The 24,106-nt window shown below is 72.3% G+C and carries 28 protein-coding genes; 4 read left to right on the plus strand and 24 right to left on the minus strand.

The features are described from left to right. Window positions 1-106: 106 nt before the first annotated feature. The gene (groES, locus tag ACIBEC_RS23235; RefSeq protein ID WP_014136232.1) at window positions 107-412 is read right to left on the minus strand and encodes a co-chaperone GroES; all 306 of its coding nucleotides are present in this window, start codon (window positions 410-412) and stop codon (window positions 107-109) included. Window positions 413-661: 249 nt separating this feature from the next. Here groES and ACIBEC_RS23240 point away from each other — a divergent pair, with 249 nt between their 5' ends. Together ACIBEC_RS23240 and ACIBEC_RS23245 are read left to right on the plus strand one after the other, a co-directional pair. Next, window positions 662-976 (plus strand): hypothetical protein, encoded by a 315-nt coding sequence (locus ACIBEC_RS23240; RefSeq protein WP_360495085.1) that lies wholly within the window; start codon window positions 662-664, stop codon window positions 974-976. After that, window positions 973-2,169: a methyltransferase domain-containing protein gene (locus ACIBEC_RS23245; protein WP_396288757.1), complete on the plus strand. Its 1,197-nt coding sequence runs from the start codon at window positions 973-975 to the stop codon at window positions 2,167-2,169. The genes ACIBEC_RS23240 and ACIBEC_RS23245 overlap by 4 nt, the downstream gene beginning before the upstream one ends. Before the next feature lie 31 nt (window positions 2,170-2,200). Here ACIBEC_RS23245 and ACIBEC_RS23250 read toward each other — a convergent pair whose 3' ends face one another. The 5 genes from ACIBEC_RS23250 to tsaB all read right to left on the minus strand — a co-directional run bounded on the left by ACIBEC_RS23250 (window position 2,201) and on the right by tsaB (window position 5,740). After that, entirely contained in the window at window positions 2,201-3,112 is a 912-nt protein-coding gene (locus ACIBEC_RS23250) for a polysaccharide deacetylase family protein (RefSeq protein WP_360495079.1), read from the minus strand. A 79-nt stretch (window positions 3,113-3,191) separates the two neighbouring features. Continuing rightward, complete coding sequence (locus ACIBEC_RS23255; protein WP_360495077.1) at window positions 3,192-3,452, minus strand: hypothetical protein; 261 nt, start codon at window positions 3,450-3,452, stop codon at window positions 3,192-3,194. Further along, on the minus strand, window positions 3,452-4,555 hold the full coding sequence (gene tsaD / locus ACIBEC_RS23260; RefSeq protein WP_360495074.1) for a tRNA (adenosine(37)-N6)-threonylcarbamoyltransferase complex transferase subunit TsaD: 1,104 nt from the start codon (window positions 4,553-4,555) through the stop codon (window positions 3,452-3,454). Before tsaD ends, ACIBEC_RS23255 begins: the two co-directional genes overlap by 1 nt. Beyond that, window positions 4,548-5,054, minus strand: a complete 507-nt coding sequence (gene rimI, locus ACIBEC_RS23265) for a ribosomal protein S18-alanine N-acetyltransferase (RefSeq protein WP_360495411.1) — start codon at window positions 5,052-5,054, stop codon at window positions 4,548-4,550. Before rimI ends, tsaD begins: the two co-directional genes overlap by 8 nt. 23 nt (window positions 5,055-5,077) lie before the next feature. After that, window positions 5,078-5,740: a tRNA (adenosine(37)-N6)-threonylcarbamoyltransferase complex dimerization subunit type 1 TsaB gene (gene tsaB, locus ACIBEC_RS23270; protein ID WP_360495071.1), complete on the minus strand. Its 663-nt coding sequence runs from the start codon at window positions 5,738-5,740 to the stop codon at window positions 5,078-5,080. 154 nt (window positions 5,741-5,894) lie between these two features. On the opposite strand from tsaB, the gene ACIBEC_RS23275 reads away from it, so the two are divergent. Beyond that, a complete protein-coding gene (locus ACIBEC_RS23275; protein ID WP_360495408.1) occupies window positions 5,895-6,464 on the plus strand; it encodes a hypothetical protein in 570 nt (189 codons plus the stop codon). A 24-nt stretch (window positions 6,465-6,488) separates the two neighbouring features. Here ACIBEC_RS23275 and ACIBEC_RS23280 read toward each other — a convergent pair whose 3' ends face one another. The 6 genes from ACIBEC_RS23280 to glmS all read right to left on the minus strand — a co-directional run bounded on the left by ACIBEC_RS23280 (window position 6,489) and on the right by glmS (window position 13,553). Continuing rightward, the gene (locus ACIBEC_RS23280) at window positions 6,489-6,683 is read right to left on the minus strand and encodes a hypothetical protein (RefSeq protein WP_360495068.1); all 195 of its coding nucleotides are present in this window, start codon (window positions 6,681-6,683) and stop codon (window positions 6,489-6,491) included. A gap of 128 nt (window positions 6,684-6,811) precedes the next feature. Further along, on the minus strand, window positions 6,812-7,318 hold the full coding sequence (gene tsaE / locus ACIBEC_RS23285) for a tRNA (adenosine(37)-N6)-threonylcarbamoyltransferase complex ATPase subunit type 1 TsaE (protein WP_360495065.1): 507 nt from the start codon (window positions 7,316-7,318) through the stop codon (window positions 6,812-6,814). A 109-nt stretch (window positions 7,319-7,427) separates the two neighbouring features. Continuing rightward, window positions 7,428-8,699 carry an alpha/beta hydrolase gene (locus ACIBEC_RS23290; protein WP_360495062.1) on the minus strand — a complete coding sequence of 424 codons (1,272 nt, stop codon included), beginning with the start codon at window positions 8,697-8,699 and terminating at the stop codon, window positions 7,428-7,430. Continuing rightward, the gene (alr, locus tag ACIBEC_RS23295) at window positions 8,696-9,880 is read right to left on the minus strand and encodes an alanine racemase (protein WP_360495405.1); all 1,185 of its coding nucleotides are present in this window, start codon (window positions 9,878-9,880) and stop codon (window positions 8,696-8,698) included. The genes ACIBEC_RS23290 and alr overlap by 4 nt, the downstream gene beginning before the upstream one ends. A gap of 226 nt (window positions 9,881-10,106) precedes the next feature. Then, on the minus strand, window positions 10,107-11,582 hold the full coding sequence (locus ACIBEC_RS23300; RefSeq protein ID WP_360495059.1) for an NAD(P)H-hydrate dehydratase: 1,476 nt from the start codon (window positions 11,580-11,582) through the stop codon (window positions 10,107-10,109). 114 nt (window positions 11,583-11,696) lie between these two features. Further along, a complete protein-coding gene (glmS, locus tag ACIBEC_RS23305) occupies window positions 11,697-13,553 on the minus strand; it encodes a glutamine--fructose-6-phosphate transaminase (isomerizing) (RefSeq protein WP_360495056.1) in 1,857 nt (618 codons plus the stop codon). A 99-nt stretch (window positions 13,554-13,652) separates the two neighbouring features. Here glmS and coaA point away from each other — a divergent pair, with 99 nt between their 5' ends. Next, window positions 13,653-14,648, plus strand: a complete 996-nt coding sequence (gene coaA, locus ACIBEC_RS23310) for a type I pantothenate kinase (protein ID WP_360495053.1) — start codon at window positions 13,653-13,655, stop codon at window positions 14,646-14,648. A gap of 75 nt (window positions 14,649-14,723) precedes the next feature. Here coaA and glmM read toward each other — a convergent pair whose 3' ends face one another. The 12 genes from glmM to mscL all read right to left on the minus strand — a co-directional run bounded on the left by glmM (window position 14,724) and on the right by mscL (window position 23,972). Further along, window positions 14,724-16,088 (minus strand): phosphoglucosamine mutase, encoded by a 1,365-nt coding sequence (glmM, locus tag ACIBEC_RS23315; RefSeq protein WP_360495050.1) that lies wholly within the window; start codon window positions 16,086-16,088, stop codon window positions 14,724-14,726. A 165-nt stretch (window positions 16,089-16,253) separates the two neighbouring features. Beyond that, window positions 16,254-16,775, minus strand: coding sequence for a 30S ribosomal protein S9 (gene rpsI, locus ACIBEC_RS23320; protein ID WP_396288796.1), 522 nt, complete (start codon window positions 16,773-16,775; stop codon window positions 16,254-16,256). A gap of 33 nt (window positions 16,776-16,808) precedes the next feature. Continuing rightward, window positions 16,809-17,252 carry a 50S ribosomal protein L13 gene (rplM, locus tag ACIBEC_RS23325; RefSeq protein WP_030055846.1) on the minus strand — a complete coding sequence of 148 codons (444 nt, stop codon included), beginning with the start codon at window positions 17,250-17,252 and terminating at the stop codon, window positions 16,809-16,811. Between the two features lie 232 nt (window positions 17,253-17,484). Then, a complete protein-coding gene (locus ACIBEC_RS23330) occupies window positions 17,485-19,143 on the minus strand; it encodes an ATP-binding cassette domain-containing protein (RefSeq protein ID WP_360495044.1) in 1,659 nt (552 codons plus the stop codon). Between the two features lie 41 nt (window positions 19,144-19,184). Beyond that, window positions 19,185-20,096, minus strand: coding sequence for a tRNA pseudouridine(38-40) synthase TruA (truA, locus tag ACIBEC_RS23335; protein WP_360495041.1), 912 nt, complete (start codon window positions 20,094-20,096; stop codon window positions 19,185-19,187). A 75-nt stretch (window positions 20,097-20,171) separates the two neighbouring features. Continuing rightward, window positions 20,172-20,651: a 50S ribosomal protein L17 gene (rplQ, locus tag ACIBEC_RS23340; protein ID WP_360495038.1), complete on the minus strand. Its 480-nt coding sequence runs from the start codon at window positions 20,649-20,651 to the stop codon at window positions 20,172-20,174. A gap of 127 nt (window positions 20,652-20,778) precedes the next feature. Continuing rightward, the gene (locus tag ACIBEC_RS23345; protein ID WP_030055844.1) at window positions 20,779-21,801 is read right to left on the minus strand and encodes a DNA-directed RNA polymerase subunit alpha; all 1,023 of its coding nucleotides are present in this window, start codon (window positions 21,799-21,801) and stop codon (window positions 20,779-20,781) included. A 145-nt stretch (window positions 21,802-21,946) separates the two neighbouring features. Continuing rightward, a complete protein-coding gene (rpsK, locus tag ACIBEC_RS23350; RefSeq protein ID WP_030232513.1) occupies window positions 21,947-22,354 on the minus strand; it encodes a 30S ribosomal protein S11 in 408 nt (135 codons plus the stop codon). A gap of 72 nt (window positions 22,355-22,426) precedes the next feature. After that, window positions 22,427-22,807, minus strand: coding sequence for a 30S ribosomal protein S13 (gene rpsM / locus ACIBEC_RS23355; protein ID WP_360495035.1), 381 nt, complete (start codon window positions 22,805-22,807; stop codon window positions 22,427-22,429). Window positions 22,808-22,983: 176 nt separating this feature from the next. Continuing rightward, window positions 22,984-23,097 carry a 50S ribosomal protein L36 gene (gene rpmJ, locus ACIBEC_RS23360; protein ID WP_003956441.1) on the minus strand — a complete coding sequence of 38 codons (114 nt, stop codon included), beginning with the start codon at window positions 23,095-23,097 and terminating at the stop codon, window positions 22,984-22,986. 33 nt (window positions 23,098-23,130) lie between these two features. Beyond that, entirely contained in the window at window positions 23,131-23,352 is a 222-nt protein-coding gene (infA, locus tag ACIBEC_RS23365) for a translation initiation factor IF-1 (RefSeq protein ID WP_003956442.1), read from the minus strand. Window positions 23,353-23,546: 194 nt separating this feature from the next. Beyond that, a complete protein-coding gene (gene mscL, locus ACIBEC_RS23370) occupies window positions 23,547-23,972 on the minus strand; it encodes a large conductance mechanosensitive channel protein MscL (protein WP_360495032.1) in 426 nt (141 codons plus the stop codon). Between the last annotated feature and the right edge of the window lie 134 nt (window positions 23,973-24,106).

Below are 24,106 nucleotides of genomic sequence, written 5' to 3' on the forward strand. Positions count from 1 at the left end.
TTCCCTCGGGGCTGCGGCCGGCCCGGCCGCCGAACTACGTGAACCAACAACCACGCCCCGGGCCACTGTCACGAAGGACACGGATCCGGGGCGGGTCGGGGACGACTTACTTCTCGATGATGGCGAGAACGTCGCGAGCGGAGAGCACCAGGTACTCCTCGCCCTGGTACTTCACCTCGGTGCCGCCGTACTTCGAGTACAGGACGATGTCACCCACGGCGACGTCGAGCGGCAGACGCTGGCCGTCCTCGAAGCGGCCCGGCCCGACGGCCAGGACGACGCCCTCCTGGGGCTTCTCCTTGGCGGTGTCCGGGATAACCAGGCCGGAGGCCGTGGTGGTCTCGGCGTCGAGCGGCTGGACCACAATGCGGTCCTCGAGCGGCTTGATGGCAACCTTGCTGCTGGTGGTCACGTCCGAGCTCCCCTTCGGAGATTACGGGGTTTTCTAACGGGTAGGGCGAGCCTGCGGGTCTGCCGTCGCGGGGGTCAGACACACGTTCTCGCATTAGCACTCCCCCGGTGGGGAGTGCCAAGGACGACCATAGGCCTGTGTTAGCACTCAGTCAACCAGAGTGCCAACGACGCGCCCGTGAGGTCCGGGAATGACGGATGAGTACTCGTACTCATGTGCGCCCGGCCGACCGCTCGACACACTCGTGCCATGACCGATACCCCGGTACGCGTCGGACCGTCCCGCACCGACGACATCCTGCTCTCCGCGGTTCTCCTGCCGGTGCTCGCGGTGATCCCGCTCGTCGCGTTCTGGCTGACTCTCTGGCTCGGCTTCGCCGCCACGGACGCGGCGGACGTGATCGTCCCCGTCGGGCTGCTCATCGGCGTGGCCGCCAGCCTCGGGGTGCCCCTGTCCGTCGCCTTCCGTACCCGGCGTGCCGGGTACGCGGTCCTGCCGGCCGCCGCCGTCGTGGCGCCCTTCCTTGTGCCGGGCTGGGCGATGGCGGGCTACCCCGGCCTGTGACCGGCGAGAATGGCCCCGTGGACACCGAGAACCTCCAGCCGCTGCTGACGCCCGAGGGCCAGGCCCTGCTCGCCGAGTTGCGCGAGTTCACCCCCGAGGAGGAGCTGGCGCTGGCCACCCGGCTGCGGCGGGAGCACCCGGCGGAGCTGGTGTCGGCGGCCTTCGGGCAGGCGCGGCTGCGGCAGCGGGCGCGGGCGAAGTTCGGGGCGGACGCCGACCTGATGTACTTCACGCCCAACGGGGTCGAGCAGTCCACCCGGCGCAGCGTCGCCGAGTGGCGGGCGCGGCGGTTCGCCGAGCTGGGCGTGCGGCGGCTGGCGGACCTGTGCTGCGGCATCGGCGGGGACGTGCTGGCGCTGGCCCGGGCGGGCATCGAGGTGCTGGCCGTCGACAAGGACCCGGCGGCCTGCGCCGCCACCGCCGCGAACGCCGCCGCGCTGGGCCTGGCCGAGCTGGTCGAGGTGCGCTGCGCGGACGTCGCCGAGGTGGACGTGGCCGGCTACGACGCGGTGTTCACCGACCCGGCCCGGCGGACCTCGCGCGGCCGGGTGTTCGACCCGGAGGCGTACGCCCCACCGCTCTCCTGGGCGATCGAGGCCGGCCGGCGGGCCCCCATCGGGGCGCTGAAGGTCGCGCCGGGCATCCCGCACGAGGCCGTCCCGGCGGACGCCGAGGCCGAGTGGGTGTCCGACCACGGCGACGTCAAGGAGGCGGTGCTCTGGTTCGGCACCAAGGCCGCCCACCCGCACCGCGCCACCCTGCTGCCGCAGGGCGCCGTCCTGACCGGCGGCGACCTGCCCGACCCGCCGGCCGGCCCGGTGGGGCGCTACCTGTACGAGCCGGACGGCGCGGTGATCCGGGCGCACCTGGTGGCCGAGGTCGCCGAGCAGGTCGGCGGCCGGCTGATCGACCCGAAGATCGCCTACCTGACCTCGGACGAGCTGGTCGCCACCCCGTACGCGCACGCCTTCGAGCTCACCGACGTGCTGCCCTTCCACATCAAGAAGCTGAAGGCGCTGCTGCGCGAGCGCGGGGTCGGCACGGTGGTGATCAAGAAGCGCGGGATGGCGATCACCCCGGAGGAGCTGCGCCGCCAGCTCAAGCCCTCCGGCCCGAACACCGTCACGGTGATCCTCAGCCGGACCGACCACGGCCCGCTGATGATGCTGGGGCAGCCGGTCCGCGCGTCGTAGCGGCCTACGGGCCCTACGGGGCCTACGCGGACTACGAGGCGGGGGCCTGGATGTAGTCCTCCAGCCGGGCCACCGAGAAGCCCTGCTCCTGGATCCGGGCCAGCAGGTCGCCGAACATCTGGGTCATCGTGGCGCCCTTGAGCTCCTTGGGGCCGCGGAAGTGCGCCAGGATGATGTCGCCGGGCTTCAGCTTCTTGTCCCCGGCCTGGTACTGCATGTCGTGGATCTGCATCGATTCGCGCCACAGCACGATCGCGCGCGGGCCGCACTCCTGCACCGAGGTGTTGAGCGTCGGGGTGTTGGCGCCGTCGCCGAACGGCGGGCGGAACAGCAGCGGGGCGGTGCCGTACTGCTGGGTGAGCGCGGCCTGGTCGTCGCAGATCTCGGACTTCTGCTTGTCCGGCGACAGCTTGCTCATCACCGGGTGGGTGACGGTGTGGTTCTGGATGTGGTTGCCCAGCGCCTGGAGCGGCTTGAAGTAGCCGTAGTCGTTCTTGACGATGTCCTTGGTCAGGAACATCGAGATCGGCACCTTGAGGTCGGTCAGCATCTCGACGAACTTCGGGTCCTTCTCGGCGCCGTCGTCGATGGTGATGAAGACCACTTTGTCGGTCGTCTTCACGTCGCTGAACACCGGCACCGGGCCGGTCCGTTCGAGCTTGACGGGCTTGTCGGCGGGCGCCGCCGGGGCGGGCGCGAGCGGGGTGAGGTTCCACTTCGCCCAGGCCGCCGCGCCGGCGACCGCCCCGGTGGTGGCGCCCGGGGAGGCGCCCCCGCCGGCCGGGGCGGCTCCGGTCGGCCGGGGCGCGGCCGGCGGCGCCGTGGTGGCGGCCGGGGCGCCGCCGCCTCCGTTGTCGCCGCACGCGGTGGCGAAGGCCAGCAGGGCCAGCGCTCCCGCCGCGTAGGTCCTGGTCCTGGTCCTGCTCCGCCCGTTCCTGCTCACCGCACCGCGCTCCCGGCTTCCGTCCAGCTTTCTCTCAGCTATGCACGGTAGCGGCGGGCCCGTGGTTCCCCGCACAGGACTATTCGACGTGCTCGCTGGTGAAGGACCAGCAGTGCACCGGGCGGCCGAGCAGCTCGGCCGGCGGGTCGGCGACCGGCGCCGGCTCGCCGCTCCACCAGGTGATCAGCAGCACCCTCTCGCCCGGGGCGGAGAACAGTTCGAGGCGCTCCAGACCGGCCGTACCGCGCAGCGCGGGCAGCGCCGATTCCCGCACCCAGGCGGCGAGTTCGGCCGCGCGGCCGTCGGCCGCCCGGGCCTCCCACATCGCGGCGACGGTCATCAGGCGCCGCCGCCGAGGGCGTCGTAGGCCTGGCCGTGGACGTCCTCGTGCCCGAGGCCGACAGCCGGGACGTGGACCTCGGTCACCGGCAGCGAGGAGTCGGCCGACAGGTCGAAGGCGGACGGCGCCCGGTCACGCCACACCATCTCGGCGCCGAGCGCCGCGACCATCGCGCCGTTGTCGGTGCACAGGCCCGGCCGGGGCACCCGCAGCCGGATGCCGGCCCGGTCGCAGCGCTGCTGGGCCATCTCGCGCAGCCGCGAGTTGGCGGCCACGCCGCCGCCGATCATCAGGTGGTCGACGCCGTTGTCCTTGCACGCCTTGACGGCCTTGCGGGTGAGCACGTCGGTGACGGCTTCCTGGAAGGACGCCGCCACGTCGGCGATCGGCACCCCCTCGCCGGCCCGGCGCTTGGCCTCCACCCAGCGGGCGACGGCGGTCTTCAGGCCGGAGAAGGAGAAGTCGTACGCGGGGTCGTTCCGGCCGGACAGGCCGCGCGGGAATGCGATCGCCTTGGGGTCGCCCTCGCGGGCCGTCCGGTCGACCACAGGGCCGCCGGGGAAGCCCAGGCCGAGCACCCGGGCGACCTTGTCGAAGGCCTCGCCGGCCGCGTCGTCGATGGTCGCGCCGAGCGGGCGGACGTCGCTGGTGATGTCCTCGCTGAGCAGCAGCGAGGAGTGCCCGCCGGAGACCAGCAGGGCCATCGTCGGCGAGGGCAGCCGGCCGTGCTCCAGCTGGTCGACGCAGATGTGCGAGGCGAGGTGGTTGACCCCGTACAGCGGCTTGTCCAGCGCCCAGGCGTACGCCTTCGCGGCGCTGACGCCGACCAGCAGCGCGCCGGCCAGGCCGGGGCCGGCGGTGACCGCGATGCCGTCCAGGTCGCTCGCCTTGACCCCGGCGGTGTCCAGGGCGCGCTGGATGGTCGGGACCATCGCCTCCAGGTGGGCGCGGCTGGCGATCTCCGGGACGACGCCGCCGAAGCGGGCGTGGTCGTTGACGCTGGAGGCGACCGCGTCGGCCAGCAGCGTGGTGCCGCGCACGATGCCGACGCCGGTCTCGTCGCAGGAGGTCTCGATGCCGAGGACGAGCGGTTCGTCAGCCATGGGGGGTGTCCTCAATGTCCTTCGGGTCGGTGCTGTCGGTGCGGTCAGTGCGGTCAGGGCTCGGGTGGTCGAGGCGCATCACCAGCGCGTCGACGTTGGCGGGCTGGTAGTAGCCGCGCCGGATGCCCACCGGTTCGAAGCCGTGGCGCTCGTACAGCCGCTGGGCGCGCGGGTTGTCCACCCGCACCTCCAGCAGCAGCTCGGCGCAGCCGCGCCGGGCGGACTCCCGGATCAGGTCGGTGAGCAGCGCCGTGCCGAGGCCGCCGCCCTGGTGGCGGTCGTCGACGGCGATGGTCTGGACGTCTCCCTCGCCGGCGATCGCCATCAGCCCGGCGTAGCCGACGATCGCGCCGTCGGCGGCGGTGGCGACGGTGTAGTGGCGGGTACCGCCGGGGTGGGCCTCGGCCAGCTCGGACCAGAACATCCCGGTGGACCAGGCGTCCTCGGGGAAGAGCCGCAGCTCCAGTTCCACCACCGGCGCGATGTCCCACCAGCGCATCGGGCGCAGGGTGGTGCCGTGGTTCACGCCGGGAGCACCGCCTTGTAGCCCGCCGGCACCTGGGCGTCCGGACGGCGCAGGTACAGCGGGACGTTCGGCAGCAGCTCGCGCCCGGCGGCCAGCTCGGCGGCGGCGAAGCCGGCCAGGGCTCCGGCCGACACGTGCTCGGGGCCGTGCGCGCCCGGGAAGGCGTCGGGGTACAGCAGCGCGCCGGCGCCGACGGAGCGGTGCTGCGGGGACAGCTCGGCCGGGCGATCCACGCCGGGGCCCTCGGTGCGGCGGCCCTCGGCGTCGTACGAGGCCCAGTAGACCTCCTTGCGGCGCGCGTCGGTGGCCACCGTGAACGGCTCCCCGCTCAGGCCCTCGACCTCGGTCCGGGCCTGGAAGGCGATCGCGTCCAGGGTGCAGACGCCGTGCACCGGCAGCCCGAGGGCGTGGCCGAGCGCGGCGGCGGTCACCAGGCCGACCCGCAGGCCGGTGTACGGGCCCGGGCCGACGCCGACCGCGATGCCGGTCAGCCGGTGCTTGTCCACCCCGGCCGTCCTCAACACCCGGTCGATCGCGGGCAGCAGCAGTTCGCCGTGGCGTCGGGCGTCGACCTGGTGGGCCTCGGCCAGGACGGCGGTGCCGTCGTGGACGGCGGCGGTGACGGCGGGGGTAGCGGTGTCGAACGCGAGCAGCAGCACGGGTCAAGGTTAGACCGACGTTGGGCCGACCGGCCGATCGGCAAGGTGTACCGACCGGGAACACACATCCGAGGCGCTGCGACCCCGACGGACGGACCTGGCACGATAAGGCGGTACGTAATAAAGACGGCAGCGGGAGCGGCACGTGGCGAAGATGGGTCCTGGAGTGGTGGTCACGGGGCTGACCCTGGGGGCCCTGGCGGTGGTGAGCCTGCTGGCCTTCCAGGCCAACGGCGCCCAGGACCGGGCGGGCGCTCCCAAGCCCTCGGCCGCCACCACCACGGCGGCCGGCACGGCCACCGCCGCGGCGCCGAGCGCCTCGGCCACCCCGACCGTCCCGCCGCTGCCGGCCACCTCGGGCACCGGCACGCGGGTGGTCTACTCAGTGAGCAGCCACTACGTCTGGCTGGTCGACCCGAAGAAGATCCCGCAGGTCGCGGCCGCCTTCCAGGTCGTTCCGGGCACGGTCGAGCCCGCTCCTGGCAGCTACGCGGTGTACAGCCGCACGGCGACGACCACCGGGACGGACGGCCGGCAGATCGAGCACGTGGTGCGCTTCGCGCAGCAGGCCGGCGTGGTGTTCGGCTTCAGCGCGGCGGTGGACGGCGCGACCCCGACCGCCGACCCGAAGGCCAAGACCGGCGGTATCCGCAGCGGCCGCGCCGAGGGGCAGCTGCTCTGGGACTTCGCGCCGAAGGACACCAAGGTGGTCGTGGTCGCCTGAGGGCGCCGCACGCGCAGGCCGACCTCACGCGGCCCGGGGCGTCTTCGCCTCGGGCTCCTCGGTCTGTCTCGGCTCCGGCTCGGGCGGGGTGGACACCGCCTCGGCGGCCGCGCAGGCGGCCAGCAGTGCCCGCATCGGCTCCCCCGGAGCGCAGCGGGCGGACTCTCCGGCCCCGGCGGCGCGGACGGCGCGTTCCGGGGCGGGGGTGGTGCTCGACATGGCGCCTCCCTAGTTAGGCAGACCTAACCGCAGCACCCATCCCACCACGCGCGGTACTCCGCCCGCAACATCTTGCCGACAGCCTGTCGGCAAGGTGTCGCGACCCGCCGCCGCTCCGGTCCGGCGGGCTACTCCTGTCCGGCCAGCTTCACGAGCTCCACGTCCGCCCAGCGCGGGCCGATGCCGGTCAGCAGGACCCGGCGCGGGTCCTGGTCGTCGCCGTCGGCGGTGTCGCCCAGGGCGCGTTCGATCCGGACCTCCAGCCGGTCCTCGGACAGTCGCTCGACCTTGCCCTCGCCCCACTCGACCACGACCACCGACTCCGGCAGCGAGACGTCCAGGTCGAGGTCCTCCATCTCGTCCAGGTCCCCGCCCAGCCGGTACGCGTCCACGTGCACCAGGGCCGGGCCGCCCACCAGCGAGGGGTGCACCCGGGCGATCACGAAGGTCGGCGAGGTCACTGCCCCGCGGACCTGCAGCCCCTCCCCCAGGCCCCGGGTCAGCGTGGTCTTCCCCGCTCCCAGCTCGCCGGAGAGCAGCACCAGGTCCCCCGGCCGCAGCAGCGCGGCCAGCTCCCGGCCGAGCCGGCCCATCCGCTCCGGGGTGGGGACGGTGAGAGTGGCGTGCGAGCCCATGCGCGTGTCTTGCCCTTCGGTCCGTACCGGCGCACCGACCACCGGCCGCCACCGCTACCGTGCCACATCGGCGCCCCCGGGTGCGGCGGGCGGGTGCCGGGACGGGGCGTCAGGCGGGGTCGACGGCCGGTTCGGTGGCCGTCCCGGCAGCGGGCTCGGCAGCGCTCCCGGCGGCCGATCCCCGGGCCAGGTCGAGGACGGCCGCGGGCAGCGGCGCGGCCCCGGCGAAGTCGGTGGCCCGGCGCAGCAGCAGTGCCAGTTCGCGGTCGACCAGCTCCGGGCGCTCCAGCATCACCAGATGCCCGGCGCCGTCGGCCAGGACCAGTTCGGCGCCCGGCAGCCGCTCGGCCATCGCCTCGCTGTGCGCCGAGGGCGTCAGCAGGTCCTTCGTCCCGGCCAGCACCAGGGCCGGCAGGCCGCGCAGGGCGGCCAGCGCCTCGTACTTCTCGTGCGCGCCGAACACCGGGTAGAACTCGGCGACCACGTCGATCGCGGTGGCGTCCAGCAGCTGCTCGGCGAAGCGCACCACGCCGGGGTCGACGTCCCGGCCCCCGAAGGAGAACCTCCGGTAGAAGACGGCGGTCACTTCCGAGCCCAGCCGCCTGGTGGCCTCCACCAGGTCGACCTGGCGGCCCAGCAGCTTCACCATCCCGGGCGCGACCTTCTTGAACAGCTTCGCGCCGGCCTTGGGCAGGCCGAGGTTCACCTGGTTCCAGTCGCCCGCGAGCGTGCCGATCAGGGCGACCCCGGCGACCCGCTCCCGGAACAGCTCGGGGTGCTGGTCGGCCAGCGCCATCACGGTCATGCCGCCCATCGAGTGGCCCACCAGCACCAGCGGCCCGGTCGGCGCGACGGCGTCGATCACCGCCTTGAGGTCGCCGCCCAGCTGGTCGATGCCGGCCGGCTCGCCCGCCAGGTACGAGCGGGAGCGCTCGGAGCGGCCGTGGCTGCGCTGGTCCCAGAAGACCAGCCGCATGCCCTCGCGCAGCGCGGCCCGCTGGAAGTGCCAGCTGTCCTGGTTGAGGCAGTAGCCGTGGCAGAACATCACGGTCAGCGGCTCGGACGAGTGGATGTCACCGTCCGGCAGGTCCCAGCCGGCGCCGTCCAGTTCCACGTAGAGCTCGGTGCCGTCCGGCGCGGCCACCGTCCTCGGGCGCCCGCGCAGCGAGCCGTACGGGGCGCTCGCGTCCAGCTCGACCCGGGCCCGGCGGCGCATCGCCCGCCCGACGGTCAGCCGCTCGATCGCCACCCCGGCGGCCGCGCCGGCCGCCAGCACGCCGACCGAGATCCCGATCACGCCCGCCCGGCTCACCCCGGAGGCCGCGCCGGCCGCCTTGGCGACCGCCGCGACCGCTCCGTCCCCGGTCGGTGTCTCGGTCATGCCGACGGGTCCTCGGCGTGGCTGCCGCCCAGGTAGCGGCGGGGTACCCGGGCGCCGATCCGGGTGACGATCTCGTACGCGATGGTGCCGCAGGCGCGGGCCCAGTCCTCGGCGGTGGGCTCGCCGCGCTCGCCGTTGCCGAACAGCAGCGCCTCGTCGCCGACCCGGGGGGTGTCCCCGCCCAGGTCCACGACGAACTGGTCCATCGCCACCCGGCCGGCCACCGTGCGCCACTTGCCGCCGATCTGCACCGGGCCCGTGCCGCTGGCGTGCCGGGGGACGCCGTCGCCGTAGCCGAGCGGGACCAGGCCCAGGGTGGTCGGTCCGGGCGTCGTGTAGTGGTGGCCGTAGCTGACCCCGTGCCCGCCGGGGACCTCCTTGACCAGCGCCAGCCGCGCACCCAGCGCCATCACCGGGCGCAGCCCGAAGTCGGCCGGCGAGCCCACCTCGGGCACCGGCGACAGTCCGTACGCGGCCAGGCCGGTGCGGACCAGGTCGAAGTGCGACTCGGGCAGCAGCAGGGTGGCCGGCGAGTTCGCCAGGTGCCGCACCTCGGGGCGCAGCCCGGCCGCCTCGGCCGCGGCCAGGGCGGTGCGGTAGGAGTCCAGCTGGGCCTGGATCGACGGGTGGCCGGGCTCGTCGGCGGCCGCGAAGTGCGACCAGACGCCGACCACGGTGAGCAGCCCCTCGGCCTCGGCGCGCCGGGCGGCGGCCACCAGCCGCGGCCAGTCGTGCGGCTGGCAGCCGTTGCGGCCGAGGCCGGTGTCGGCCTTCAGGTGCACGCGGGCCGGGATGCCGGTCTCGCGGACGGCCGGGAGCAGTTCGTCCAGCGCCCACTGGCCGCTGACCGAGATGTCCAGGTCCGCGCGGAGCGCCTCGCGCCACGGCCCGCCGGGTGTCCACAGCCAGCACAGGATCCGGGCCTCTTGCGGACGGATGCCTGCGGCCCGCAGCGCCAGTGCCTCCTCGGGCGTCGCGCAGCCGAGCCAGCCGACCCCGTTGGCGACCGCTTCGCGGGCGCACTCGACCGCGCCGTGGCCATAGGCGTCCGCCTTGACCGCGAGCATCACCGCCGCGCTGCCGACGCGCTCGCGCAGCGCGGCGAGGTTGCCGCGCAGGGCGGCGAGATCGATGGTCGCCTCGGCCCGTACGCCGTCGGTGAGGGTGGCGGTGCCGATCATGTTCGCAGTTGTCATCAGGGTCAGTCTCCCAGACGTCCCGGAGTCCTCGCCGAACGGCCCATCGGCGCGGCGGCCGACGAACGGGCCTCACCCACCGCACGGACCTGCGGTGAACCGCTCGTCACCGCCTGCTCGGACGCCGGCAGCGGAGCGTTCGGTTCCGCTCCGCCGACTCACCCAGGCGATCCGCCGCACCGCCGGCTCTCCCGGGCTGCCTGCCGCACCGCTAGCGTCCCCGGACCGCCCGCCAGACCGCGGGCAGTGCCTCGGCCACCGCCAGGGCCGTCACGGGCGCGCCCGGCGCCCCCGCCGCCTCGCGGCCCGCCAGGCCGTGCAGGTAGGCGGCCACCGAGGCGGCGTCCAGCGGCGACAGGCCCGCCGCGAGGAGCGAGCCCGCCAGCCCGGCCAGCACGTCGCCGCTGCCCGCGGTGGCCAACCAGGAGGTGCCGGTGGGGTTAACCCGGACGGCGCCGCCCGGGTCGGCGACCACCGTGGTGGAGCCCTTCAGCAGGACGGTCGCGCGGTAGACGGCCGCCAGCCGGCGGGCGGTGGCCAGCCGGGCGGCGGCCAGGTCGTCGGCGGCCGGCGGCGGGGTGCCGTCGGCGCCCGCGAGCAGCCGGGCGGCCTCGCCGGTGTGCGGGGTGAGCAGGGTGGGCGCGGTGCGGCCGGCCAGCGCGGCCGGGCCGAGCCGGCCCAGCTCGGTCAGCCCGTCCGCGTCCACCAGCACCGGGACGTCGCTCGCCAGTGCCTCGGTCAGCGCCTGCCGCGCCCCCTCGCCGCCGCCCGGCCCGACCACCCAGGCCTGCACCCGCCCGGCCCCGGCCGGTCCGCCCTCGGTGACCAGCGTCTCCGGGAAGCGCCGCACCACCTCCTCGGCCGCCGCGCCCACGTACCGGACGGCGCCCGCGCCGCCCCGCAGCGCCCCGGCGACGGCCAGCAGCGCCGCCCCCGGGTAGGTCGCCGAGCCGGCCGCCACCCCGACCACCCCGCGCCGGTACTTGTCGCTCTCCGCGCCCGGCAGCGGCAGCAGCGCCGCCACGTCCGCGTGCTGCAGGGCCGTCACGTCCGGTTCCGGCGGCTCCAGCCCGATGCCGACCAGCTGCACGGCGCCCGCGTACGAGGCACCCGGGTCGACCAGCAGCCCGGGCTTGTACGTGCCGAAGCAGACCGTGACGTCCGCGCGCAGCGCCGCGCCCGGCACCTCACCGGTGTCGGCGTCCACCCCGCTGGGCAGGTCCACCGCGACCACCACCCCGCGCCGCCCGGCCTCCGTGTACGGCCGGGCCTCGGGGCGCAGCCCGCCCCGGCCGCCGATGCCGACGATCCCGTCCAGCACCAGGTCCGCGCGCGAGAAGTCGGCCAGGCCGACGTCCCGCTCCGCCGTCACCCGTCCGCCGGACGCCCGCAGGGCGGCCAGCCCGCCCGGGTGCGCCCGCTCCGGCGCGAGCAGCACCGCCGTCACCCGCGCCCCGCGCCGGGCCAGCGCGGCTCCGGCGTACAGGGCGTCACCCCCGTTGTCCCCGCTGCCCGCCAGCACCACCACCCGGCTGCCGTACACCCGCCCTCGACGCCGCGTCAGCAGCCGCGCGCACGTCGCCGCCAGCCCGACGGCCGCCCGCTGCATCAGCGCGCCCTCCGGCAGCCGCGCCATCAGCACGGCCTCGGCGGCCCGGACGGCTTCCACACGGTGGGCATGACGCATGACGGCGCTCCTCCAGCGGTCGGCTACCGCCGACGCTATCCCGCAGGAAGCACGACGGCGCCCCTGCGGTAGGACACAGCCACCGCAGGGGCGCCGTCACCGGCGGGCACGGACCTACTCGACGGTGACCGACTTCGCCAGGTTGCGCGGCTGGTCGACCTCGTGGCCCTTGGCCGTGGCCAGCTCGCAGGCGAAGACCTGGAGCGGCACGGTGGAGACCAGCGGCTGGAGCAGGGTCGGGGTGACCGGGATGCGGATCAGGTGGTCCGCGTACGGCACGACGGCCTCGTCGCCCTCCTCGGCGATCACGATCGTGCGGGCGCCACGGGCCCGGATCTCCTGGATGTTGGAGACGATCTTGTCGTGGAGGATCGACCGCCCACGCGGCGAGGGCACGACCACCACGACCGGCAGCCCCTCCTCGATCAGCGCGATCGGGCCGTGCTTGAGCTCGCCCGCCGCGAAGCCCTCGGCGTGCATGTACGCCAGCTCCTTGAGCTTGAGCGCGCCCTCCAGGGCCACCGGGAAGCCGACGTGGCGGCCGAGGAACAGCACCGAGCGGGCGTCGGCCAGGGAGCGGGCCAGCTCGCGCACCGGCTCCATGGTCTCCAGCACCTGCTCGAGCTGCTTCGGCGCGTCGCCGAGCTCCTTGATGACGGCGAAGATCTCGTCGCCCCACTTGGTGCCGCGCACCTGGCCCAGGTAGAGGGCGACCAGGTAGCAGGCGACCAGCTGGGTCAGGAACGCCTTGGTGGAGGCGACCGCGACCTCCGGACCGGCGTGCGTGTACAGCACGGCGTCCGACTCGCGCGGGATGGTGGAGCCGTTGGTGTTGCAGATCGCCAGCACCTTGGCGCCCTGCTCACGGGCGTGCCGCAGGGCCATCAGGGTGTCCATGGTCTCGCCGGACTGCGAGATGGCGATGACCAGCGTGCCCGGGCCCATGATCGGGTCGCGGTAGCGGAACTCGGAGGCGACCTCGACCTCGCAGGGGATGCGGGTCCAGTGCTCGATCGCGTACTTGGCGATCATGCCGGCGTGGAAGGCGGTGCCGCAGGCGACGATGACGACCTTGTCGACCGACCGCAGGTCGGCGTCGGAGATCCGCAGCTCGTCGAGGGTGAGCCGGCCGTCGGTGCCGATCCGGCCGAGCAGGGTGTCGGCGACGGCCTTCGGCTGCTCGGCGATCTCCTTGAGCATGAAGTAGTCGTAGCCGCCCTTCTCGGCGGCGGAGGCGTCCCAGTCGACGTGGTACTCGCGCACGTCGGCGGGGGTGCCGTCGAAGTTGGTGACGGTCACGCCGCTGCGGCGCAGCTCGACGACCTGGTCCTGGCCCAGCTCGATCGCCTCGCGGGTGTGCGCGATGAAGGCGGCGACGTCCGAGGCGAGGAAGTTCTCGCCCTCGCCGCGGCCGACGACCAGCGGCGAGTTGCGGCGGGCACCCACGACGACGTCCGGCGCGTCGGCGTGCACGGCGACCAGGGTGAAGGCGCCCTCCAGCCGGCGGCAGACCACCCGCATGGCCTCGGCGAGGTCGCCCTGGTACGACTCGCCCAGCAGGTGGGCGACGACCTCGGTGTCGGTCTCGGACCGGAGGGTGTGGCCGCGCTCGGCGATCTCGGCCCGCAGCTGGGCGAAGTTCTCGATGATGCCGTTGTGCACCACGGCGACCCGCAGGTCGTCGTCCAGGTGCGGGTGGGCGTTGGCGTCCGTCGGGCCGCCGTGGGTGGCCCAGCGGGTGTGGCCGATGCCGGTGGTGCTGCCGGGCAGAGGGGCCTCGGCGAGCGACTTCTCGAGGTTGGCGAGCTTTCCGGCCCGCTTGTCGGTGGACAGGCTCCACTGCCCGTCGGAGTCCTGTACCTGCACCGCGACACCGGCCGAGTCGTAACCCCGGTACTCCAGGCGCTGCAGGCCTGCGATTACTACGTCGAGGGCGGACTGCGCGCCCACGTATCCAACAATTCCGCACATGCGTGCCAGCATAAGGGCGGTTCTGTGGCCGTATTCCCGCCTTGCGAGAACGCTGCGTGACCGACACCACAACCACCGTGAACGCCGCTACGGCTCACAATGGAGCATGTGCTGACCGAACTCTGTACGCGGGGCGACACCACGCCCGGCCCGTCGCCGTCCCCCTACGTCGACCTCAGCAGGGCCGAGTGGAGCGCGCTGCGCGAGCGAACGCCGCTGCCTCTGACCGCCGAGGAGGTGGAACGGCTGCGCGGTCTGGGCACCGCTCTCGACCTCGACGAGGTGCGCGACATCTACCTGCCGCTGTCACGGCTGCTGAACCTGTACATCCATGCCACGCACGAACTGCGCGGCACCCTGGGCACCTTCCTGGACACCCCGGACACCGAACGCACCCGGACCCCGTTCATCATCGGCGTGGCCGGCTCCGTCGCCGTCGGCAAGTCGACCACCGCGCGCCTCCTCCAGGCGCTGCTGGCCCGCTGGCCCGAGCACCCCCGGGTCGAACTGGTCACCACCGACGGCTTCCTGCTGCCCAACGCCGAGCTGCGCCGCCGCGGCCTGATGGCCCGCAAGGGCTTCCCCGAGTCGTACGACCGCCGGGCGCTGATGCGCTTCGTGGCGGACGTGAAGGCGGGCAAGGAGCGCGTCAGCGCGCCGGTCTACTCGCACCTGGTGTACGACATCGTGCCGGACGAGCGGCTGACCGTGGAGCGCCCGGACATCCTGATCGTCGAGGGCCTGAACGTGCTCCAGCCGGCCCTGCCCGGCAGCGACGGGCGCACCCGCCTCGCGGTGGCCGACTACTTCGACTTCTCGATCTACGTCGACGCCCGGACCGACGACATCGAGCACTGGTACCTGGACCGCTTCCGCAAGCTGCGGCAGACCGCCTTCCAGGACCCGAACTCCTACTTCCTCCGCTTCACCGAGGTGCCGGAGGAGGAGGCGATGGAGTACGGCCGGCAGGTCTGGCGCACCATCAACAAGCCCAACCTGCTGGAGAACGTGCTGCCGACCCGCGGCCGGGCCACCCTGATCCTGCAGAAGGGGGCGGACCACAAGGTCCGCCGGGCGCTGCTGCGCAAGCTCTGACGACCCGACAGAGGGCCCCCGCCGGAAGCCGGCGGGGGCCCTCTGGGCGTACGGGGTGTACAGGGCGTACGGGCTTCAGCCCAGGTGGGTGCGGACCGCCTCGGCCAGCCGCTGCCCGACCGCCTCGGCCTGCACCGGGTCGGCGGCCTCGACCATCACCCGGACCAGCGGCTCGGTGCCCGACGGCCGCAGCAGCACCCGGCCGGTGGAGCCCAGCTCGGCCTCGGCCGCGGCGACTGCGGCGGCCAGCTCGGTGCTGGTCTTCACCCGGGACTTGTCGACGCCCTTGACGTTGATCAGGACCTGCGGCAGCCGGGTCATCACGGCGGCCAGGTCGGCCAGCGGCTGCTTGGTGGCGGCCAGCCGGGCGCCCAGCATCAGGCCGGTCAGGGTGCCGTCACCGGTGGTGGCGTGGTCCAGCAGGATGACGTGGCCGGACTGCTCGCCGCCCAGCGCGAAGCCGTGCTCCTTCATGGCCTCCAGCACGTAGCGGTCGCCGACGGCGGTCTCCACCAGGTCGATGCCCTCGCGCTCCATCGCCAGCTTGAAGCCGAGGTTGGACATCACGGTGGCCACCGCGGTGTTGCCGCGCAGGGTGCCGGCCTCCTTCATGGCGACCGCGAGGATGGCGATGATCTGGTCGCCGTCCACCTCGTCGCCCTCGGCGTCGGCGGCCAGGCAGCGGTCGGCGTCGCCGTCCAGGGCGATGCCGAAGTCGGCCTTGTACTCCTTCATCGCGACGCGCAGCCGGTCCAGGTGGGTGGAACCGACGCCGTCGTTGATGTTGAGGCCGGTGGGCTCGGCCCCCAGGGTGTGGACGACCTCGGCGCCGGCCCGGGCGAAGGCCTCGGGGGCGACGTAGGCGGCCGCGCCGTGGGCGCCGTCGATGACGACCTTGACGCCGTCCAGGCGGTTGGGCAGCACGCCGATCAGGTGGGCGACGTACTTGTCGAAGCCCTCGGTGTACTCGCGGACCCGGCCGACGGCGGCACCGGTCGGACGGTTCCAGTCCTCCTCGCCGAGCGTGTGCTTGCGGTAGTGGGACTCGATCGCGTCCTCGATCCGGTCGTCCAGCTTGTGGCCGCCGCGGGCGAGGAACTTGATGCCGTTGTCCGGCATGGCGTTGTGGCTGGCGGACAGCATCACGCCGAAGTCGGCGCCGAGCGCGCCGGTGAGGTAGGCCACGGCCGGGGTGGGCAGGACGCCGACCCGCAGGACGTCGACTCCGGCACTCGCCAGACCGGCGATGACGGCGGCCTCCAGGAACTCTCCCGAGGCACGCGGGTCACGGCCGACCACCGCGACCGGCCGGTGGCCGTCGAAGGCACCGGCCTCGCCGAGCACGTGCGCCGCCGCGACCGACAGCCCGAGCGCGAGCTCCGCCGTCAGGCCCTGGTTGGCCACCCCGCGTACGCCGTCCGTACCGAAGAGTCGTCCCACTGTCCCGTCCTCCATCACCACTGCTCGGAACCCAACCGATGATCCCGGCCGCCGCACAGTAGCCGGGGAACGCGTCGCCCCGGAGTACACGTGGTACTCCGGGGCGACGGTTGCGCAACACCAGGGGGGCGGCGCCGCCAGGGCGGACGCCCCCCTGGGACGCGATTAGCGCTTGCTGTACTGCGGCGCCTTGCGGGCCTTCTTGAGACCGGCCTTCTTGCGCTCGACGGCGCGGGCGTCACGGGTCAGGAAGCCGGCCTTCTTCAGCGCGCCGCGGTTGTTGTCCACGTCGGCCTCGTTCAGGGCACGGGCCACGCCGAGGCGCAGCGCGTAGGCCTGGCCGGACACGCCGCCGCCGCTGATGCGGGCGACGACGTCGTAACGGCCGTCCAGCTCGAGGAGCTTGAAGGGCTCGTTCACGGTCTGCTGGTGCACCTTGTTGGGGAAGTAGTCCTCAAGGGTGCGACCGTTGATCTTCCACTGGCCGGTGCCGGGGACGATGCGCACGCGGGCGATCGCCTCCTTGCGACGGCCGAGGCCGGCGCCCGGGATGGCCTCGCCGAAGCGGCCGGCCAGGGACTCGGAGGTGTAGCTCTCCTCGGAGGTGTACTCGCCCTCGACGGCCTCGGCGGCCTCGTCGAAGTCGACCTCAAGGGTTTCAGTGGTCTCGGCCACGGTGTTCCTCAGCTCTTTTCAGTGATGGGGGGCTTGGTGGCCGAATTACTGCGCGACCTGGGTGATCTCGAACGGCACCGGCTGCTGGGCAGCGTGGGGGTGCTGGTCGCCCGAGTAGACCTTCAGCTTCGAGAGCATCTGGCGGCCCAGGCTGTTCTTGGGGATCATGCCCTTGATGGCCTTCTCGACGGCCTTCTCCGGGTTGTTCGCCAGCAGGTCGTCGTAGCGCACCGAGCGCAGACCGCCCGGGAAGCCCGAGTGGCGGTAGGCCAGCTTCTGGGTCTTCTTGTTACCGGACAGGTGCACCTTGTCGGCGTTGATGATGATGACGAAGTCACCAGTGTCAACGTGCGGCGCGTAGATCGCCTTGTGCTTGCCCCGGAGGAGGTTGGCGGCCTGGGAAGCCAGGCGGCCGAGCACGACGTCGGTCGCGTCGATGACGTGCCACTGACGCTGGACGTCGCCGGGCTTGGGGCTGTACGTACGCACGGTCGTAGCCTTCGCTTTTCAGTGAGTGAGTCCTGACAGGAGCACCCGGACGGAAGAGCAGCCTGGTCAACCTTGGACGCAATTCAAGGGGGACCGCTGGTCGTCGACCTGATGTCTCCGGCGTACCGACCTCTCACGTGAGATAGAGCGAGCCAATACGCACATCAAGCGTCCAGGTTACCGGCACGACGGGAAGGGGTCAAAAATCGACGTGGACCCCCCTCGCCGTCACTCAGCGTTCGCGCTCCACCCGGGTCACGTCCCAGACCGGTTCCGGCGACTCGTACACCCGGCCGTCGGCCCCGAACACCAGGAAGCGGTCGAAGGTCTTGGCGAACCAGCGGTCGTGGGTGACGCACAGCACGGTGCCGTCGAAGGCCTCCAGCCCGGCCTGCAGAGCCTCGGCGCTCTCCAGGTCCAGGTTGTCGGTCGGCTCGTCGAGCAACAGGGCTGTCACACCGGAGAGTTCGAGCTTGAGGATCATCAGCCGGGCCTGCTGCCCGCCGGACAGCGACTCGAACTTCTGCTCCTCCTGGCGGTCCAGCTCGTACCGCCGCAGCGCGCCCATCGCGGCGCCGCGGCTGAGCGCGTGCTCCTCCTCGACGATGGAGCGGACGGTACGGCCGAACAGCTCCGGGTGGGCGTGGGTCTGCCGGAAGTGGCCGGGCACGACCCGGGCGCCGAGCTTCCAGGCGCCGGTGTGCGCGACCGTCTCGTCGCCAGCCAGCAGCCGCAGGAGGTGCGACTTGCCTGCGCCGTTGGCGCCCAGCACCCCGATCCGCTCGCCGTAGAAGACCTCCAGGTCGAAGGGCTGCATCAGGTCGGTGAGTTCCAACTGCTCCAGGGTGAACGCGCGCACGCCGGTGCGCCCGCCCTTGAGCCGCATGGTGATGCTCTGCTCGCGCGGGGGCTCCTCCGGCCGGCCGGCCTCCTCGAACTTCTTCAGCCGGGTCTGCGCGGCCGCGTAGCGGGTGGCGAGGGCGTGGCTGACCGACGCGGCCTGGCGCAGGGTCACCACCAGCTTCTTGAGCTTGGCGTGCTCCTCGTCCCAGCGCCGCCCCAGCTCCTCGAAGCGCGCGAACCGGTCCTTGCGGGCCTCGTGGAAGGAGTCGAAGCCGCCACCGTGCACCCAGACGCTGCTGCCGGCGGCACCGGACTCCACGCTGATGATCTTCTCGGCGGTGCGGGAGAGCAGCTCGCGGTCGTGTGAGATGTACAGCACGGTCTTCGAGGTCGCCTTGATGGCCTCCTCCAGCCAGCGCTTGCCCGGCACGTCCAGGTAGTTGTCCGGCTCGTCCAGCAGCAGCACCTCCTCGGGGCCGCGCAGCAGCGTCTCCAGGACGAGCCGCTTCTGCTCGCCGCCGGAGAGCGTGTTCAGGCCGCGCCACTGGGCCTTGTCGAAGGGCACGCCGAGGGCCGCCATGGTGCAGACGTCCCAGTCGGTCTCGTAGTCGTAGCCGCCGACGTCGGCCCAGTCGGAGAGCGCCTGGGCGTAGGCCATCTGCGTCTTCTCGTCGTCCTGGGCGATCATCGCCAGCTCGGCCGCGTCCACCGCGCGGGCGGCCACCGCGATCCGCTCGGGGGCGACCGACACCAGCAGGTCGCGGACCGAGGCGTCGGCCGGCAGCGCGCCCGGGGTGGACCGCTGGTCCTCGCGGCCGGTGGTGCCGACGAACTGGCGCATCACGCCGAGCCCGCCACTGATCGTCACCGAGCCGCCGTGCGGCTGGAGGTCCCCCGCGATCATCCGCAGCAGGGTGGTCTTGCCGGCGCCGTTCGCGCCGACCAGGGCGACCGCGGCGCCCTCGCCGACCCGGAAGGACGCGTCGTCGAACAGCACCCGTCCGTCCGGCAGGTAGTACTCAAGGTGCGAAATCTCGACGTGTCCCATGGGAGCGATTGTCCCAAGCGGACGCCCATGGCCAAAACGGATTACCCGACGGCGGGCTGCCCCGGCAGGGTGCGCATCCGCCGGGCCTGGCGATTGCGCTCGGCCAGCTGGTCGTCCGCCGGGTAGCCGACCTCCTCCAGCGTCAGCCCGTACGGCCGGATCACGTTGACCGCGGAGTTGCGCACCCCGCCCGCCAGCACCTCGCCGGGGAACTCCACCGGCCGGTGCCCGTCGCCGACCAGCAGCATCGCGCCGACCAGCGCCCGGACCATGTTGTGGCAGAAGGCGTCGGCCCGGACGGTGGCGACCGCGAGCGAGCCTTCCTGGGCGGCGTAGGCGTCCACCGGGACCCGGTCCCAGTGCAGCTCCAGCAGGGTGCGGATGGTGGTGGCGCCCTCGCGCTTCTTGCAGTACGCGGCGAAGTCGTGCTCGCCGAGCAGCAGCTTCGCCGCGGCGTTCATCCGGTCCACGTCCAGCGGGCGGTCGTGCCAGAGCACGTGGCCGCGCAGCAGCGGGTCCACCCCGCCCGGGTGGTCGGCGACGCGGTACGCGTACCGCCGCCAGATCGCCGAGAAGCGGGCGTCGAACCCGGCCGGCGCCTCGCCGACCCGGTAGATCCGGACGTCCCCGGGGAGCCGGCCGGCCAGCCGGCGCAGCAGCTTGTCCCGGTGCGCCTCCCACAGCTCGGCCGGCAGGTCGACGTGCGCAACCTGGCCGCGGGCGTGCACCCCGGCGTCGGTACGGCCGGCCACGGTCAGCGGGAACAGCTCCGGACTGCGGGTGACGATCTGCAGCGCGCTCTCGATCTCCTCCTGGACCGTCCGCCGGCCGCCCTTCTGCCGGGCCCAGCCGGAGAACTCGGCGCCCTGGTAGGCGAGGTCGAGGCGGACCCGGACGTACCCGTCCGCCGGTCCGTCCTTCACCGGCGGCTGCTCGGCGCAATCGTTGACCACAATCCACTCCAGACAGAAGGAACGGGCCCGCTCCCCCACGAATGGGAGAACGGGCCCGCACTACACCTACAGGTGTCAGGCCTGCTCGGCGGCCTCGGCCTCGGCGGCCTTGGTCTCGACGGCAGCGGCCTCGTCGGCCTCCTTGACGGCGCGCTTGGTGGCGCCCTCGGCCTCGCCGACGGCGGTCTGCGCGACGGTCAGCGCCTCGACCAGCTCGATCACGGCCATCGGGGCGTTGTCGCCACGACGGGGACCGATCTTGGTGATACGGGTGTAACCACCCGGGCGGTTCTCGTAGCGCGGCGCGATCTCGGTGAAGAGGGTGTGCAGCACGGCGATGTCGGTGATCGTCTTGCGAACCAGACGACGGTTGTGGATGTCGCCCTTCTTCGCCTTGGTGATCAGCTTCTCCGCCAGCGGGCGCATCCGACGGGCCTTGGCCTCGGTCGTGGTGATGCGGCCGTACTGGAACAGCTCCCGGCACAGACCGGCGAGCAGCAGCGGCTCGTGGTGCGGGCCGCCGCCGAGGCGGGCACCCTTGGTGGGACGCGGCATGGAATTACTCCTCGAATCTCCGACTGCGGCCGTACCAGGTACCGCAGCGGGCGTACGGGCACGGTGCCCGCACGACTTTCACGACAGCGGAGGCGGTTCCGGAGAACCGCCCCCGCGGTCAAGTCTCTCAGTACTGCTCGGTCTCCGCGTAACCCGCGTCGTCCAGGTCGTCGGCGCCGAAGGCGTCGGCGGCGGCGGTCGGGTCGAACCCGGGCGGGCTGTCCTTGAGGGCCAGGCCCATGCCGGCCAGCTTCGCCTTGACCTCGTCGATCGACTTCGCACCGAAGTTGCGGATGTCGAGCAGGTCGGCCTCGGAGCGGGCGACGAGCTCACCCACGGTGTGGATGCCCTCGCGCTTGAGGCAGTTGTACGACCGAACGGTGAGCTCCAGCTCCTCGATCGGCAGCGCCAGGTCGGCGGCCAGGGCGGCGTCCGTCGGGGACGGGCCCATGTCGATGCCCTCGGCGTCGATGTTCAGCTCGCGGGCGAGACCGAACAGCTCCACCAGGGTCTTGCCGGCCGAGGCCATGGCGTCGCGCGGACGCATGGCGGGCTTGGTCTCGACGTCGACGATCAGCTTGTCGAAGTCGGTCCGCTGCTCGACACGGGTGGCCTCGACCTTGTAGGTGACCTTCAGCACGGGGCTGTAGATCGAGTCGACCGGGATGCGGCCGATCTCCTGGCCGGAGGCCTTGTTCTGGACGGCGGAGACGTAGCCGCGACCGCGCTCGACGGTCAGCTCCATCTCCAGCTTGCCCTTGCCGTTGAGCGTGGCGAGGACCAGCTCGGGGTTGTGCACCTCGACACCCGCCGGCGGGGCGATGTCGGCGGCGGTGACGACACCCGGGCCCTGCTTGCGCAGGTACATCACGACCGGCTCGTCGTGCTCCGAGGAGACGACCAGCTGCTTGATGTTGAGGATGAGGTCGGTCACGTCCTCCTTGACGCCCGGCACGGTGGTGAACTCGTGCAGGACGCCGTCGATGCGGATGCTGGTGACAGCGGCACCCGGGATCGACGACAGGAGCGTGCGGCGCAGGGAGTTGCCGAGGGTGTAGCCGAAGCCCGGCTCCAGCGGCTCGATCACGAACCGCGAGCGGAACTCGTCGACGACCTCTTCGGTCAGCGAGGGGCGCTGAGCGATAAGCATGGGGGCGTTCCTCCAGTTGTCTTCGGCACCCACTATTTGATGCCGACAGGACCAAGCGTACGGGCTCCCGAAAGCAGTGACTATTCACTACGTGGGAGCCCGTACGAGGTTTAAAACAGAACCCAGCGTGCCCGAAGGCGCTGCGTCAGACGCGGCGGCGCTTCGGCGGACGGCAGCCGTTGTGCGGGGTGGGGGTGACGTCCTGGATCGAGCCGACCTCCAGGCCGGTGGCCTGGAGCGAACGGATCGCGGTCTCGCGGCCGGAGCCCGGACCCTTCACGAAGACGTCAACCTTGCGCATGCCGTGCTCCTGCGCGCGACGGGCAGCGGCCTCGGCGGCCATCTGCGCGGCGAACGGGGTGGACTTGCGCGAGCCCTTGAAGCCGACGTGGCCGGCGGAGGCCCAGGAGATCACGTTGCCCGCGGGGTCGGTGATCGAAACGATGGTGTTGTTGAACGTGCTCTTGATGTGCGCGTGGCCGTGAGCGACGTTCTTCTTTTCCTTGCGGCGGATCTTCTTCGCGCCGGCAGCCTGACGACCCTTGGGGGGCATAAGTCTGTTCTCCTACTGAGGTGGTCGGTCCGCTGACCCGCGGGCCGGAGGGATGTCCGGTGACGGGACGGACTACTTCTTGCCCGGCTTCTTCTTGCCGGCGATCGCGCGACGCGGGCCCTTGCGGGTACGCGCGTTGGTGTGGGTGCGCTGGCCGCGGACCGGCAGGCCACGGCGGTGACGCAGACCCTCGTAGCAGCCGATCTCGACCTTGCGGCGGATGTCGGCGGCCACCTCACGGCGGAGGTCACCCTCGACCGTGTAGTTGGCGTCGATGTACTGGCCGAGCTTGATCAGGTCGTCCTCGGAGATGTCGCGAACGCGGACATCCGGGCTGACACCGGTCTCGGCGAGGGTCTGCTGGGCGCGGGTACGGCCGATGCCGTACACGTACGTAAGGGCGATCTCGATCCGCTTCTCACGGGGGAGATCAACGCCGGCGAGGCGTGCCATTCAAGGCTCCTGTGGTTCTTCAGAGGTCTTGCGTGCTACCTACTCCGACACCTCACGGTGAGGGAGCCCCGGCCTCTTACCGGGGGCGGCAGTCCGTCCGCGAAGGGACGGATCGGGTAGCCCGCTTATGACGTTTTCGCGTCGCGCGAAGTACTACGAGAAATGCTGGAGAGCGATCAGCCCTGGCGCTGCTTGTGGCGCAGGTTGTCGCAGATCACCATGACCCGGCCGTGACGGCGGATCACCTTGCACTTGTCGCAGATCTTCTTGACGCTCGGCTTGACCTTCATGCTTCAGGTTCTCCGGGTCTAGATCTGACGTTCTTACTTGTAGCGGTAGACGATCCGGCCGCGCGTGAGGTCGTAGGGGCTGAGCTCCACGACGACCCGGTCGTCCGGCAGGATGCGGATGTAGTGCATGCGCATCTTGCCACTGATGTGCGCGAGGACCTTGTGACCGTTCTGCAGCTCGACCTTGAACATCGCGTTCGGAAGAGACTCGATCACGGTGCCCTCGATCTCAATGGCGCCTTGCTTCTTAGCCATGAACTGCGAGATCCACCTTCCGGGACCGGCTACCGTATGCGGAACGCTCGTGCGAACCTGGGTTCACCCCGTCCCCGAGGGGAAGAGGGCGCGCTGAAGCACGCTACGAGTGAGCCGACGGTCCATCCTACGCCAGCGTTTCCGGTGGACCAAAACGGGGGCCCCGGAAAGCGGCACCCGTCACACCGGCGGCGTCAGACCCCGGCGGAGAGCGTCAGCGGCTGGACGTGCGCGGTGCAGGCCGAGCAGCGGCGGGCGGCCTCGGGGATCTCGGTGAGGCACTCGGGGCACGGGCGCTTGGGGGCCTTCGGCTTCTTCGGCAGGTAGCGCGCGGTCGCCTTGGTGATCGGCAGCACCACGCAGAAGTAGAGCACCGCGGCGGTCATGACGAAGGCGATCAGCACGTTGAGGAACTGGCCGTACGGGAACGTGACCCCGGCCACCGTCGCCTTGTACGAGCTGAAGTCGCCGGCCGCACCGACCACCACGCCCACCAGCGGGGTGAGGAAGGCGGACACGAAGCCGTTCACCACCCCGGTGAACGCGGCACCGATGACCACGCCGACCGCCATGTCGATGACGTTGCCGCGCATCATGAAGTCGCGGAATCCCTTGAGCACGTGCTCACTCCTGCATCGCTCGTAAACCGGTCGGGCGGCAGCTGACCACTGCCAGCCGATAAAAATAGGACAAAAGCCCTGGAGGTCCAAACCTCCAGGGCTCTGATGCCTTGTCAGCAGCGGCGCTCGGGCGC

The sequence above is a fragment of the Kitasatospora sp. NPDC051164 genome, from assembly GCF_044455625.1.
In the GTDB taxonomy this organism is placed as follows: Bacteria; Actinomycetota; Actinomycetes; order Streptomycetales; family Streptomycetaceae; genus Kitasatospora.

Excerpts from the sequence above, each read along its gene's own strand:
- tsaD (WP_360495074.1), bottom strand. The coding sequence starts at position 4,555 with ATGGCTGACGAACCGCTCGTCCTCGGCATCGAGACCTCCTGCGACGAG.
- ACIBEC_RS23255 (WP_360495077.1), bottom strand. The coding sequence starts at position 3,452 with ATGACCGTCGCCGCGATGTGGGAGGCCCGGGCGGCCGACGGCCGCGCG.
- rplQ (WP_360495038.1), bottom strand. The coding sequence starts at position 20,651 with ATGCCGCGTCCCACCAAGGGTGCCCGCCTCGGCGGCGGCCCGCACCAC.
- ACIBEC_RS23330 (WP_360495044.1), bottom strand. The coding sequence starts at position 19,143 with ATGGGACACGTCGAGATTTCGCACCTTGAGTACTACCTGCCGGACGGA.
- rpmJ (WP_003956441.1), bottom strand. The coding sequence starts at position 23,097 with ATGAAGGTCAAGCCGAGCGTCAAGAAGATCTGCGACAAGTGCAAGGTG.
- rimI (WP_360495411.1), bottom strand. The coding sequence starts at position 5,054 with ATGCGCTGGTGGGACATCGCGCCGGTGGTGGAACTGGAGCTGCGGCTC.
- rpsM (WP_360495035.1), bottom strand. The coding sequence starts at position 22,807 with ATGGCACGCCTCGCCGGCGTTGATCTCCCCCGTGAGAAGCGGATCGAG.
- infA (WP_003956442.1), bottom strand. The coding sequence starts at position 23,352 with ATGGCTAAGAAGCAAGGCGCCATTGAGATCGAGGGCACCGTGATCGAG.
- tsaE (WP_360495065.1), bottom strand. The coding sequence starts at position 7,318 with ATGGGCTCGCACGCCACTCTCACCGTCCCCACCCCGGAGCGGATGGGC.
- ACIBEC_RS23290 (WP_360495062.1), bottom strand. The coding sequence starts at position 8,699 with ATGACCGAGACACCGACCGGGGACGGAGCGGTCGCGGCGGTCGCCAAG.
- ACIBEC_RS23240 (WP_360495085.1), top strand. The coding sequence starts at position 662 with ATGACCGATACCCCGGTACGCGTCGGACCGTCCCGCACCGACGACATC.
- glmS (WP_360495056.1), bottom strand. The coding sequence starts at position 13,553 with ATGTGCGGAATTGTTGGATACGTGGGCGCGCAGTCCGCCCTCGACGTA.
- ACIBEC_RS23345 (WP_030055844.1), bottom strand. The coding sequence starts at position 21,801 with ATGCTTATCGCTCAGCGCCCCTCGCTGACCGAAGAGGTCGTCGACGAG.
- ACIBEC_RS23275 (WP_360495408.1), top strand. The coding sequence starts at position 5,895 with ATGGGTCCTGGAGTGGTGGTCACGGGGCTGACCCTGGGGGCCCTGGCG.
- ACIBEC_RS23280 (WP_360495068.1), bottom strand. The coding sequence starts at position 6,683 with ATGTCGAGCACCACCCCCGCCCCGGAACGCGCCGTCCGCGCCGCCGGG.
- ACIBEC_RS23300 (WP_360495059.1), bottom strand. The coding sequence starts at position 11,582 with ATGCGTCATGCCCACCGTGTGGAAGCCGTCCGGGCCGCCGAGGCCGTG.
- rpsK (WP_030232513.1), bottom strand. The coding sequence starts at position 22,354 with ATGCCCCCCAAGGGTCGTCAGGCTGCCGGCGCGAAGAAGATCCGCCGC.
- alr (WP_360495405.1), bottom strand. The coding sequence starts at position 9,880 with ATGATCGGCACCGCCACCCTCACCGACGGCGTACGGGCCGAGGCGACC.
- coaA (WP_360495053.1), top strand. The coding sequence starts at position 13,653 with ATGGAGCATGTGCTGACCGAACTCTGTACGCGGGGCGACACCACGCCC.